At 36.1% G+C, this 13,505-nt stretch carries 10 protein-coding genes; 7 read left to right on the top strand and 3 right to left on the bottom strand.

All coding sequences use genetic code 11. From position 1 onward, the window contains the following. Position 1 precedes the first annotated feature (1 nt). Genes GQ45_RS09040 through GQ45_RS09025 form a run of 4 tightly spaced genes read left to right on the top strand, consistent with a single transcriptional unit; the run spans position 2 to position 2,940 of the window. A complete protein-coding gene (locus GQ45_RS09040; protein ID WP_047416959.1) occupies positions 2 to 262 on the top strand; it encodes a thiamine-binding protein in 261 nt (86 codons plus the stop codon). After that, the gene (pnuC, locus tag GQ45_RS09035; RefSeq protein ID WP_047416957.1) at positions 246 to 878 is read left to right on the top strand and encodes a nicotinamide riboside transporter PnuC; all 633 of its coding nucleotides are present in this window, start codon (positions 246 to 248) and stop codon (positions 876 to 878) included. Before GQ45_RS09040 ends, pnuC begins: the two co-directional genes overlap by 17 nt. Then, entirely contained in the window at positions 839 to 1,402 is a 564-nt protein-coding gene (locus GQ45_RS09030) for an AAA family ATPase (RefSeq protein WP_047416954.1), read from the top strand. The genes pnuC and GQ45_RS09030 overlap by 40 nt, the downstream gene beginning before the upstream one ends. Then, positions 1,399 to 2,940, top strand: coding sequence for a DUF4301 family protein (locus tag GQ45_RS09025; protein WP_047416951.1), 1,542 nt, complete (start codon positions 1,399 to 1,401; stop codon positions 2,938 to 2,940). The genes GQ45_RS09030 and GQ45_RS09025 overlap by 4 nt, the downstream gene beginning before the upstream one ends. Before the next feature lie 131 nt (positions 2,941 to 3,071). Here GQ45_RS09025 and GQ45_RS09020 read toward each other — a convergent pair whose 3' ends face one another. Beyond that, positions 3,072 to 5,615: an MG2 domain-containing protein gene (locus GQ45_RS09020; RefSeq protein ID WP_047416949.1), complete on the bottom strand. Its 2,544-nt coding sequence runs from the start codon at positions 5,613 to 5,615 to the stop codon at positions 3,072 to 3,074. 282 nt (positions 5,616 to 5,897) lie between these two features. After that, positions 5,898 to 8,396 carry a TonB-dependent receptor plug domain-containing protein gene (locus GQ45_RS09015; protein ID WP_047416946.1) on the bottom strand — a complete coding sequence of 833 codons (2,499 nt, stop codon included), beginning with the start codon at positions 8,394 to 8,396 and terminating at the stop codon, positions 5,898 to 5,900. Between the two features lie 628 nt (positions 8,397 to 9,024). On the opposite strand from GQ45_RS09015, the gene GQ45_RS09010 reads away from it, so the two are divergent. Continuing rightward, positions 9,025 to 11,181 (top strand): TonB-dependent receptor, encoded by a 2,157-nt coding sequence (locus GQ45_RS09010; RefSeq protein WP_156125492.1) that lies wholly within the window; start codon positions 9,025 to 9,027, stop codon positions 11,179 to 11,181. 138 nt (positions 11,182 to 11,319) lie between these two features. Continuing rightward, the gene (locus tag GQ45_RS09005; protein WP_047416943.1) at positions 11,320 to 12,294 is read left to right on the top strand and encodes a Gfo/Idh/MocA family protein; all 975 of its coding nucleotides are present in this window, start codon (positions 11,320 to 11,322) and stop codon (positions 12,292 to 12,294) included. A gap of 163 nt (positions 12,295 to 12,457) precedes the next feature. Here GQ45_RS09005 and GQ45_RS09000 read toward each other — a convergent pair whose 3' ends face one another. Then, positions 12,458 to 12,907: a hypothetical protein gene (locus tag GQ45_RS09000; protein WP_047416941.1), complete on the bottom strand. Its 450-nt coding sequence runs from the start codon at positions 12,905 to 12,907 to the stop codon at positions 12,458 to 12,460. A 113-nt stretch (positions 12,908 to 13,020) separates the two neighbouring features. On the opposite strand from GQ45_RS09000, the gene greA reads away from it, so the two are divergent. Next, positions 13,021 to 13,497, top strand: coding sequence for a transcription elongation factor GreA (greA, locus tag GQ45_RS08995; protein ID WP_047420239.1), 477 nt, complete (start codon positions 13,021 to 13,023; stop codon positions 13,495 to 13,497). Positions 13,498 to 13,505: the final 8 nt, after the last annotated feature.

Below are 13,505 nucleotides of genomic sequence, written 5' to 3'. Positions count from 1 at the left end.
CATGAATATTTCTGTAGAACTTACTTTATCCCCCTTACAAGATACATTTGAACCCATTATTATCAATTTCATCAAAAAGCTAAGAGCTTCTGGTCTTAGGGTACTTGAAAACCCATTAAGCACTCAGGTATATGGTGAATATGATCTAGTAATGAAAATTTTAAATACAGAAATAAAAGAAGCTTTTGAGCTTATGGATAAAGGACTTTTGTATCTAAAAATAGTAAAATCAGATAGAAGCGACTATGTACCCCATTTTTGATTTTTTTTTAGAGGCCTATCAAGATAGTCCAACCTATGTCATTATTTTAGAAGTACTTGTTTTTTTCTTCGGAATTGCGAGTGTAGTCTATGCTAAAAAAGAGAATATTTTAGTTTATCCCACGGGATTAATAGCTACCATTATTACGGTGTATTTGTTATACAAAGCAGGATATTTTGGGGATATGATGATGAATTTCTATTATTCAATCATGAGCATATACGGTTGGTATAATTGGAGTAGAAAAAAAGGAGATACCGTTTTAGTCCCAATTTCAAGAACCTCAGGGAAAGAAAAAATAATAGGTGTTATTTTGGGTCTCGCGACGATGATAGTGACCTATTTGGTGTATCAAGCCTTTAATTCAGAGATAAAACTTGAAAATTACATCGATATTTTTACCTCAGGTCTCTTTTTTACAGCCATGTGGTTTATGGCGACAAAAAAGCTTGAAAACTGGACCCTTTGGATTATTGCCGACATAATTACGGTGCCACTTTATGCCTATCGTGGACTAGGAATACTATCTTTACAGTATCTTATTTTTACAATTTTAGCGATCCAAGGGTACTTAGCATGGAAGAAAAGTTTAAACAAATCCATTCAAACATTATAAAAATAGTTTTATTTGGTCCTGAGTCTACGGGTAAAACTACCTTATCAGAACAACTAGCTCGGCATTATCATTCCGTTTGGGTACCTGAGTATGCTAGAGAATATTTACAAGATAAATGGAACGAGCAGCGCAAAACTTGCGAGCCTAAAGATCTACTGCCCATCGCTGAAGGACAAATGAGACTGGAAAATAAATTGGTTAAAAAGGCGAATAAAGTTTTGATTTGCGATACCGATTTATTGGAAACTAAAGTATATTCTGAAGCTTATTATATTGGTCATTGCGATCCTATTTTAGAAAAATATGCATTAGAAAATACCTACGATTTGTACTTTTTGACGTATATTGATGTTCCGTGGGAAAAAGACGATTTACGCGATAAACCCGGGGAAAGGGAACGGATGTTCCAATATTTTAAAAATACTTTAGATACGTATAATAGAACATATGTACTGTTGAAAGGGGATAAGAATACCAGGCTAAAAACGGCAATAGCACATATCGATAAACTTTTAGATTCATGAATACATTTTCGGAAAAAGATCAACAGCAACTCAAGGAGAAAGGCATAGTACAAGAAAAAGTACTGAATCAAGTAGAGACCTTCAAAGAAGGTATTCCTTTTGTAACCTTAAACAAAGCTGCGATTGTCGGTGACGGTATCCGAAAATTTACTGACGATGAAGAACAAAAGTTAATGGAGACTTTTGATGCGAAAAAGAGTGAGTACAGTTTGTTAAAATTTGTGCCAGCATCAGGAGCAGCATCAAGAATGTTTAAGGCATTTTTTAATTTTTTAGAAGTCTACCAACCACAAAAGGAAACATTAGAAAGTTATTTTAAAAGAACAAACGATAAAGACCTTAAATTTTTTTCGGATCACTTAAAAGAGCTTCCCTTTTATGAAATTATACAGGGGAGAATACACCTAAAAAGTACCAATCCAGGCGAAGAGCTCTACTTATTTATTAACGAAATGCTGTCAGAGGAGGCGCTAAATTATGGTTTTTATCCAAAGGGGCTTTTGCCTTTTCATAATTATGGAGACTTTGCCGCAACACCTTTCGAAGAACATCTCAAAGAAGCCGCTTTGTATGCGAGTACAAAGGGTAAAGCGAAACTTCATTTTACGATTTCAGAACAGCATGGCGAAATGTTTACTACTGAATTTGATGCGATAAAAGAACGCGTTTCTAAAGAAACCCATTGTTCTTTTACGGTTGGTTACTCATACCAGAAATCAGAAACCGATACGATAGCCGTGGGTATGGATAATACCTTGTTTAGAAATGCGGATGGTTCCTTATTATTCAGGCCTGGAGGTCACGGTGCTTTAATTGAAAATTTAAACGAACAAGAAGCAGATCTTATATTTATAAAAAATATCGACAATGTAGTGACCAATAAAGCGTTGGCTAAAATTGCGGATAGTAAAAAAATATTGGCAGGACTACTTTTGAAAACTCAAGAAAAAGCTTTTGCCTACGCATCAGTTTTAGAAGAAAAAACAAACCTAGAGGCTACAAAAATCGAAGAAATTAAACAATTTTTAGAAACTGAACTTAACGTGCGTTTTGCGACTACTTTTAAAAATTTTGATAGCAGCAAGCAAGTTGAAATTTTAAAAAATAAAATCAATAGGCCTATCCGCGTTTGTGGGATGGTTAAAAATGAAGGCGAAGCTGGCGGTGGTCCTTTTTGGATTCAGGATGGCCAAGGGGATATCTCGTTGCAAATTATAGAATCGGCCCAAGTAAATACAGCTGATGCCCATCAAATGGAGATTTTTAAAAATTCTACCCATTTTAATCCGGTCGACTTGGTTTGTGGTGTAAAAAATTATAAAGGAGAAGGGTACAATTTATTAGATTTTGTAGATGCCAAACAAGGGTTTATCACCGAAAAAACCAAAGACGGTGTCTATTTAAAGGCTTTAGAATTACCAGGATTATGGAATGGTGCCATGGCCTTCTGGAATACCATTTTTGTAGAAGTGCCCTTAGTGACTTTTAATCCGGTAAAAACAGTAAACGATTTATTAAAGCCTGCACATCAGGTTTAGATGTTGTAATTTGTTAATGCACCATTATACTCATATGAAAGTGGTCTATCTTTTTTCTGTAAAAAAAGATAGACCACTTTTGTTTTTTTTGTTTGTATTTTTTTCTGACTTATTTCCTTGTCAATAGATACCTAATTAGTATCATCTTCTACCTCAAAGAATTGACTAGCGCTTACAGGTGTGCCATCTTCGGTAATGCCTTCAACATGAATCATATAGCTACCTGAAACGTCGCCTGTGTAAAAATTAAGACTAGGTGCTCCTTGTTCGTTGATTATAATATCTGGCTGCCAATGCAGGGTTGTTCTAAAATCTTGAAGGCCATCCTCCTGATCAACAATAGCATAATTAGGGCTATAAAATTCTCTTGTTTTATAAAAGCCTTTAAAAGTGCTATTGAGTATATTAGGATTAGGGGTTTTGTTTTTTTCAAGGCCGGAAAGGTTGAGCACACCTTTTAAATATATGGCTATAACCAGACCACCACCTCTCATCCCATACGGCGCAGCCGCTGGGCCTATTAAAACATCAATAAACTCAACATCAAAAGTGTTTATGGTATTAACAAATTCAAAGGGTATAGGTGCTCCATTTAGAAGATATGTCGGTCCTATTTTTTCTTCTCCTAGGGTACTTGTGGTACTTGTACTATCATTTGCTGGCTCAGCATATGGATTAAAAGTACCCATCGTCAATCTTTCGCGAATACCAACAAGACCTCTCAACATCTCATAAATAGAATTATAAGAACCTGCTCCACCTATTATCGAATCTGCAAAAACTCGGTGAGTTGGTTCGTTGTGAAAAACTACTTTGCTTATTCTTTCATCGATAATTTCTTTACGCGTTTTTTCTTTTTCAGTAACCACTACTTCTTCAAGCCTAATAGTATTGGGGTTTAAAATAAAATCTACTTGCTTTTTTTGGGATGCTACGTCAATGTATTCTTTAGGATATTTGTAGGCTAAGGTATTAGTTTCAGGTTGCGATAAATTACTATAATTGATAGCTGGTTGCCTTGTTTCTACCTGAATACTAAAATCGTTATCCGATTTATTTTTGGCTTTAGTGATGGGCGTACTTTGTAACACTAATGGAATGCTGTCTTGGAAGAAAAAGGGGCCAAAGCTAAAATCTCCATTAAGCTCAGTAGCCTTTTGTTCTTGATAAAAATCAGCGTCTATGAGCAGTAATTTAACTTTTGACGCTTTTGGCTGGTATTTATTGTCGAAAGCTGTTGTTTTACCCGATATCATAATTCCTTTTTCAGGTTCATAAACGAGGTTTTCGCTTACATTGTTATTCAGCATTTCTTTCCATACAAAACGTCTCCAACCATGGGTAAGCATTAAAGCGTCTAATAAAAATCTTTTTTTTGCAGTCTCTTCTTCGAAAAAGAAACCAGCGTTTTGAACGGTACCACCCAGGTCTGAATTTAATAAGAGCCAACTTTCAATATTTTGAGCGGCATGTCCTGTTTTAGCAGCCTTGCTAATTACCGATGCAGAAAAGCTTCCAGAAGGTTCTTTTCCTTGCATACTTTCTAAAATAAGGGCTACATCAACTTTTTGTCGTTTTTGGTAATTAGCTAGTGGCGTTTCTATTTTTAACGTATAATCGTTATCAGGATTATTGATAAATATAAGACGTTCACAAACAGGTTCTCCGGCTGACGTAAACAGGGTAAAATGGGCTACGCCATCTACCATAGTTTCCATCGGAATTTTAATTAAAAAACTAGGGTCGCTAGATTCTTTGGTATGGCTAAGAAAAACACGACCTCTACTATGACCAACCAACAAACTACCTTTAAGGCCATCATTAATATTGCTAGTGGCTTTGATCGTAATGTACTCTGGCGTCTGTACTACATTTAATACATAGCCTTTATTTTCTGGTGTTGGAAGATTGTATTTTTTTTCTTGACCCTCAATAGTTATGCTGGCATAATAGGTCTTGCCTGCCTCTGGAGAATAACTAACTTTTCCGAGTCCAAATTCAAAGGTTTCAAAATCCTTGATAAAGCTGTTGTTTTGATCTACAATCTTTCCATAGGTCGAAATTTCATTTCCTTTGGCATTTGTAATTTTAATGCCAAGCGTATTTTCTATGCCATATATTAGGGTGCCACCTTCTGGAAAAAAGTCGACAGTTAACTTGTTATCAGGTTTCGTAGTTGATGGTCTCTCTTTACTCCTAGGTGCAGGAATCATTTTACTGACCTTATTTTCAGGCTTCCAAATAGCAATTTGTTTCGAAAAAATGGCTGGTTGTTTTTCATTGAGCATGTATTTAGAATATGCACTAAGCCTATAATTTCCTTCACCTAAGCTTTCTGGTATATCTATGTTTCCTGCAACACCAACACTTTCTGCAAATAGTTTTTGCTGTACGACTACGCTGTCTTGAGCATTTACCAATTCTACATAAACTACATTACTTTTATCACTGATGTTATGGGTAACACCATCTAAGAGGTAAGCTTTATACCAAACCGTTTCACCGTTTACATAGATATCTTTATCAGTTTGAACATAGACTTTTTCGGGACTTTCAGTAGCTGTGTACCGATTGAGTTTTCCGTTAATATTTTGAAGAAGTTCATTTTGTTGTGTAAAGCCTAAGAATGAAAATATTACTATAAATACAAGGCTAAGAAGGTTAGATGGTTTCATATAAATTGATTTATTAGTCAGATTTTTATGATATCAACAATCATTCCTTTTTTGTTATAATTTAATAAGAATTTACGGTATATTAAATAGAAATTTACATACTTATTTCTTAACAAGATAAACGATTTATTAAAGCCTGCGCATCAGGTTTAGATTTTGTAATTTGTTAATCTACCATTATACTCATATGAAAGTGGTCTATCTTTTTTCTGTAAAAAATATAGACCACTTTTGTTTTTTTGTTTGTATTTTTTTCTGAATTATTTGCTCGTCAATAGACACCTAATTAGTATCATCCTCTACCTCAAAGAATTGACTAGCGCTTACAGGTGTGCCATCTTCGGTAATGCCTTCAACATGAATCATATAGCTACCTGAAACGTCGCCTGTGTAAAAATTAAGACTAGGTGCTCCTTGTTCGTTCATTATAATATCTGGCTGCCAATGCAGGGTTGTTCTAAAATCTTGAAGGCCATCCTTCTGATCAACAATAGCATAATTAGGGCTATAAAATTCTCTTGTTTTATAAAAGCCTTTAAAAGTGCTATTGAGTATATTAGGATTAGGGGTTTTGTTCTTTTCAAGGCCAGAAAGGCCTAACACCCCTTTTAGATATATGGCAACTACACCATCAAAAGCTTTATGACCATAGGCCGCTGCCCCTGAGTTTTTTAAAACATCAATAAACTCAACATCAAAAGGATTTATAGTGTTGATAAATTCGATAGGTGTTGGGGATCCATTTACAAGAATAAGGGGCGTGCCAGAAGATCGTATCCGTATAGAATCTAAGCCAGGTCCAAAAACCCGAACACCTGGCAAGCCTCTCAACATATCAAAAACAGAATTATAAGATCCCGTTCCACCTATTATCGAATCTGCAAAAACTCGGTGATCTGGCTCGTTGTGAAAAACTACTTCACTTATTCTTTCATCGATAATTTCTTTACGCGTTTTTTGTTTTTCAGTAACCACTACTTCTTCAAGCCTAATGGTATTAGGGTTTAGTATAAAATCTACTTGCTTTTTTTGGGATGCTATGTCAATGTATTCTTTAGGATATTTGTAGGCTAAGGTATTATTTTCAGGTTGTGATAAATTACTATAATTGATAGCTGGTTGCCTTGTTTCTACTTGAATACTAAAATCGTTATCCGATTTATTTTTGGCTTTAGTGATAGGCGTACTTTGTAACACTAATGGAATGCTGTCTTGGAAGAAAAAGGGACCAAAGCTAAAATCTCCATTAAGCTCAGTAGCCTTTTGTTCTTGATAAAAATCATCGTCTATGAGCAGTAATTTAACTTTTGACGCTTTTGGCTGGTATTTATTGTCGAAAGCTGTTGTTTTACCCGATATCATAATTCCTTTTTCAGGTTCATAAACGAGGTTTTTGCTTACATTGTTATTCAGCATTTCTTTCCATACAAAACGTCTCCAACCATGGGTAAGCATTAAAGCGTCTAATAAAAATCTTTTTTTAGCAGTCTCTTCTTCGAAAAAGAAACCAGCATTTTGAACGGTACCACCCAGGTCTGAATTTAATAAGAGCCAACTTTCAATATTTTGAGCGGCATGCCCTGTTTTAGCAGCCTTGCTAATTACCGATGCAGAAAAGCTTCCAGAAGGTTCTTTTCCTTGCATACTTTCTAAAATAAGGGCTACATCAACTTTTTGTCGTTTTTGGTAATTAGCTAGTGGCGTTTCTATTTTTAACGTATAATCGTTATCAGGATTATTGATAAATATAAGACGTTCACAAACAGGTTCTCCGGCTGACGTAAACAGGGTAAAATGGGCTACGCCATCTACCATAGTTTCCATCGGAATTTTAATTAAAAAACTAGGGTCGCTAGATTCTTTGGTATGGCTAAGAAAAACACGACCTCTACTATGACCAACCAACAAACTACCTTTAAGGCCATCATTAATATTGCTAGTGGCTTTAATCGTAATGTACTCTGGCGTCTGTACCACATTTAATACATAGCCTTTATTTTCTGGTGTCGGAAGATTGTATTTTTTTTCTTGACCCTCAATAGTTATGCTGGCGTAATAGGTCTTGCCTGCCTCTGGTGAATAACTAACTTTTCCGAGTCCAAATTCAAAGGTTTCAAAATCTTTGATAAAAGTGTTGTTCTGATCTACAATCTTTCCATAGGTCGAAATTTCATTTCCTTTGGCATTTGTAATTTTAATGCCAAGCGTATTTTCTATGCCATATATTAGGGTGCCACCTTCTGGAAAAAAGTCGACAGTTAACTTGTTATCAGGTTTCGTAGTTGATGGTCTCTCTTTACTCCTAGGTGCAGGAATCATTTTACTGACCTTATTTTCAGGCTTCCAAATAGCAATTTGTTTCGAAAAAATGGCTGGTTGTTTTTCATTGAGCATGTATTTAGAATATGCACTAAGCCTATAATTTCCTTCACCTAAGCTTTCTGGTATATCTATGTTTCCTGCAACACCAACACTTTCTGCAAATAGTTTTTGCTGTACGACTACGCTGTCTTGAGCATTTACCAATTCTACATAAACTACATTACTTTTATCACTGATGTTATGGGTAACACCATCTAAGAGGTAAGCTTTATACCAAACCGTTTCACCGTTTACATAGATATCTTTATCAGTTTGAACATAGACTTTTTCGGGACTTTCAGTAGCTGTGTACCGATTGAGTTTTCCGTTAATATTTTGAAGAAGTTCATTTTGTTGTGTAAAGCCTAAGAATGAAAATATTACTATAAATACAAGGCTAAGAAGGTATGGTAGTTTCATATAAATTGATTTGTTCGTCAGATTTTTATTACATCAACAATTATTCCTTTTTTGTTAAAATTTTATGTTTTTAACATAATTTTAATAAATAATTTTACTTCAAAATAGCTACACCTTAGCCTAGAGGTCGTCGTGAAATATACGGTTCAGGTATGGCTAAGTTAAATTTAGCTTTAGGTTTTGATTGTTTTGCAGGATCAGAGAGACGGTTTGGGGCTGGTAAAAAAGTCCAGCACTAACTGTTAATTTCAAGAATATTTTTTATGTTTATTTTTCTTTTTTTAGGATAATTCCAAAATTGAGTTGTAGCTTTGCCCCATCTCAAAGGGGTGCTAATTCTAAATTTATTTTCGAGTAATTACTGAAAGTAGCTAAGAAGATGCTGAGATTATACCCAATGAACCTGGGCAGGTAATGCTGCCAAGGGATACGATAGGTTTTTTTAAAGCTTATCGCCATTAGGAACACGCAGGGTTTCTTATTTTAAAAGCGCTTTTAAAGTAAAAACCAAAACAATCTAATATTAACAAGAATAACAGCCCCTTTTATTCGTCACTAAATTTTAGTACGAATGAAACTGTTTTTTTCAATTTTCAATTCTTTTCCCGTCCGTTTTCTAGACGAAGTAATGCTAAACACCAAAAGTAAGTATAGCATTAAAAGTATATGTACCACAATTTTATTAGTAGGGGCTCTTGGCCTTCATGCCCAAGACAAAGAACTCGATTCGTTAGAAGGCAAAAAGGTCGTCTTAGACGAGGTTTTTGTGTCTGCTATTCGGGTTACCAAGGCTACGCCAGTAACTTTTTCAAACATTAACAAAGAAGAACTTGCACCTCGAAACTTAGGTCAAGACATTCCTATTTTACTTAATTTTTTACCATCGGTAGTGACCACTTCAGATGCAGGAGCAGGTATTGGTTATACGGGCATTCGAGTGCGTGGCAGTGATGCTACACGCGTAAACGTAACCATTAACGGTATCCCGTATAACGACTCCGAATCGCATGGAACATTTTGGGTAAATATGCCCGATTTTGCTTCATCTACAGAAAGTATTCAGTTGCAACGTGGCGTAGGTACCTCCACCAATGGCGCTGGTGCTTTTGGAGCGAGTTTAAATATCTTAACCGACGCGGTTTCGGAAGATGCCTATGCGCAAATAGCATCCTCTATCGGGAGTTTTGGCACCTTACGTAACAACCTAAAGTTCAGTACTGGTTTATTGAATAATCAGGTTGAAATTTCAGGAAGGCTCTCAAAATTAGATTCTGATGGGTATGTAGATAGAGCTCGTGTGAACATGGATTCGTATTTTTTACAAGCGGCCTATAAAGATGAAAACACCCTAATTAAAGGCTTGCTCTTTGGTGGAAATCAGCTCACCTACCAAGCTTGGTATGGCATTGATGCCCAGACTTTACGAGAGAACAGAACGTTTAATGTTGCGGGTCAATATACCGATGAAAATGGGAATACTCAGTTTTATGATAATGAAACCGATAACTACAAACAAGACCACGCTCAGCTTTTATGGAACGAAACTTGGAATGCCCATTGGAGCACCAACTTTGCTTTACATTATACCAGAGGCCGTGGTTATTTTGAACAGTTTAAAGAAGAAGATGATTTTGAAACTTATGGTTTTACACCTATTGAGGTCGATGGAGCGGAAGTCAACACTACCGATTTAATTCGAAGACGCTGGTTAGATAATGATTTTTATGGTACTGTTTTTTCAGCCAATTACAAAGATGAAAATATCGATTTTATTGTGGGTGGTGGACTAAACAACTACGTTGGGGATCATTTTGGTGAAATTATCTGGGCAAGATTTGCCGGCAATAGCAATATCAGAGATCGGTATTATGAAGATAGGTCAACGAAGACCGATTTTAACATGTTTACTAAAGCCAACTATAGCCTAAACCAGCAATGGAGTTTGTTTGGCGACTTGCAGTACAGAAGGGTTGATTTTACAGCCAATGGTGAGGATACAGGTTTGGTTGATGATACCTTTAACTTTTTTAATCCAAAAGCAGGGATTACCTACGATATGAACCCTAATCATAATTTCTACTTTTCGTATGCTGTTGCCAATAGAGAGCCCAACAGAAACGATTATGAAAATGGAAGTCCAAAACCTGAGCGCCTAAATGATTTTGAATTAGGCTGGCGTTATATTAATTCAAAGATTCAAATCAATACCAATGCCTATTATATGCGTTACAAAGATCAGTTGGTACTTACCGGTGGTTTAAATGATGTGGGTGCGCCTTTGCGACAAAACGTAGGTGATAGTTACCGTTTGGGTTTAGAAATAGATGCCGCCATCCAATTAGGAGATAAGTTTAAAATTCAACCCAATGTTGCCTTAAGCACAAATAAAAATGTAGATTTTTTTATTGAAGGGGCCACTGGTTTAGAGTCTTTGGGCGATACGGATATCGCTTTTTCTCCAAATTTAATTGTAGGTAATATGTTAAGTTACGTACCAAATAATGACCTTCAAATTTCTTTATTGACCAAGTACGTAGGGAAGCAGTTTATGAATAATATTCAGGATGAAAATTCGGTGTTGAAAGCCTATTCTCAGACCGATTTTAATATTCAATATAGCATTCCAATGAATTCATTTGCGAAAAGCATCGCTTTCTCAGGCTTAGTCAATAATATTTTTAATTCGGATATCGTGTCTAACGGCGCCGATTATGGTGGAGGTTTTGTTGTTTTTTACCCACAAGCAGGGGCTAACTTTTTACTAGGGGCAACATTGAGCTTTTAGAAGCAAACAGTTTTCAGTAACAGTGGCCAGGATTAGGTTTTAAACCCTAGGGAAACGACTAGATTTTTAGCTTCGTCTACACTGTTACTGATTACTTTTTATATTTGTAATCAAAGCTTAGTTTTTAAAAAAATTCGCATGATGAACAAAGAAAATATTCGCTGGGGAATTATTGGCTGTGGCGCAGTGACCGAAGTAAAAAGTGGTCCACCGTACCAAAATACCCTAGGCTTTTCTTTAGAAGCTGTGATGCGTAGAGATATTGAAAAGGCGAAAGATTTTGCGCAACGGCATGGCGTACCAAAATACTATGATCAAGCGGAACAGCTGATCAATGACCCAGAAATTGATGCCATTTACATTGCCACGCCACCAGATACTCATAAATTTTACGGTTTACAGGTAGCCAAAGCGGGTAAACCTTGCTGTATTGAAAAACCGCTAGCGCCAAGTTACCAGGAGGCTTTGGCTATTGTTGCCGCATTTAAAGCTACACATATCCCCTTATTTGTGGCCTATTACAGGCGTTCATTACCTCGTTTTTTACACGTAGAAAAATGGCTAAAAGCTAATGAAATAGGAGTGGTAAGGCATATCCACTGGAATTTTTCTAAACCGGCTAGTGCTATTGATATAAGTGGCGCTTACAATTGGCGAACCGATAGTAAAGTTGCCGCAGGAGGGTATTTTGACGATTTGGCGAGTCATGGCTTAGATTTATTTGCCTATTTATTAGGTGATTTTAAGGAAGTTTATGGTCTAAGTACCAATCAACAAGGCTTATATACAGCTCAAGATGCAATTACTTCGTGTTGGATTCATAAAAACGGAATTACGGGGAATGGAAGTTGGAATTTTGGCGCCAAAGAAAGGGAAGATAAGGTTGAGATTATCGGAGAAAAAGGAAAAATTATGTTTTCTGTCTTCAATGATGAAGATGTTGTTTTGCAAAATGCAAACGGGGTACAATCACTCTTTATTGAAAACCCTAAACACGTGCAGCAATATCATGTGGAGAATTTAAAAGCTGCTTTACTGGAGGGTAAAACGCATCCTTCTACAAGTGAAACGGCCTTGCACACCAGTTGGGTCATGACTGCGGTTTTGAAGTGAAATGGGTGTCTAATGTCCAAAGTCGAAAGTCGAAAGTCCCAGGTCGAAAGTAAAAAGGAGTAGTTTTAAGTTTTAGATGTTGAGTATTCATTTTTTTCCGTACAACAAAAAGAAATTTAAGCCTTAAATAATTTTTGAAGCCTTAAACCAGCTCCCAAAAAAACTAATTCGTTACCGAAATAACACCTCCACTAACATTGACTCTGTACTCTAGCATATTATAAAACCGAGTGCCATCTTCAGGGGCATTTAAAAGTTGACCTGTAAATAAAGTGTAGTTATAGGCTTCACAGCTACAGCTAACCGAATTTCTACTGGTATCTAAAGTCATGGTCGAGCAGCTATTGGGAACATGGTTTGGGCAACTGGCTTCAAAAGCCCTATAACCGCTAAATGAAGCTAATGTTTTTATGACAAAAATACCTCTTGTACCCGCTTCCTCGTTGCCAATATAAATGGCACTACCTTCATTGGTAAGGTTGCTATATAAGGGTAGGCTTGTATTAATATCAAACCTAAAACTAAATTCCTGTAAATACGGATTTCTGTTTGTGGTATTCTTGTCACAGGCAAAAAGTAATAGGAATACTAGAAGAATTAAATAGCTACGCATAACAACTTTGTATTTTATGAATACACCCACAAAGTTGAACAAAAAAAATGTATATTTGTCTTAAATCCTCTAGAAAAAAAGAGGATTTTCGTATTTTACAAAAACGCAGAATCATGAGTACAACATCTTACTATACCGCAGAAGGATTAAAAAAATTGAGAGATGAACTTAATCAATTAAAAGATGTAGAGCGTCCAAAAGCGTCTAGGGATATAGCCGAAGCTAGGGATAAAGGAGATTTATCCGAAAATGCGGAATATGATGCAGCTAAAGAGGCGCAAGGTTTGCTGGAGCTTAGAATTGCTAAATTAGAGGATGTTTATGCCAACGCGAGACTGATTGATGAATCACAACTAGATACCTCAAAGGCTTTAGTGCTTTCTACCGTGAAGCTTAAAAATCACAACAATAATGCCGAGGTAAAATATACCTTGGTGGCAGAAAGCGAAGCTGATTTAAAAACAGGGAAAATTTCAGTGAACTCTCCAATCGGAAAAGGATTATTAGGTAAAAAAGTAGGCGATGTGGCAGAAATTACCATTCCAAACGGAGTTTTGAAATTGGAGATTCTAGAAATTACAAGATCTTAAGTAGCGTA

Origin of the sequence: Cellulophaga sp. Hel_I_12 (assembly GCF_000799565.1) — a bacterium.
GTDB lineage: Bacteria > Bacteroidota > Bacteroidia > Flavobacteriales > Flavobacteriaceae > Cellulophaga.
This window is presented reverse-complemented; position numbering and strand designations above follow the sequence as displayed.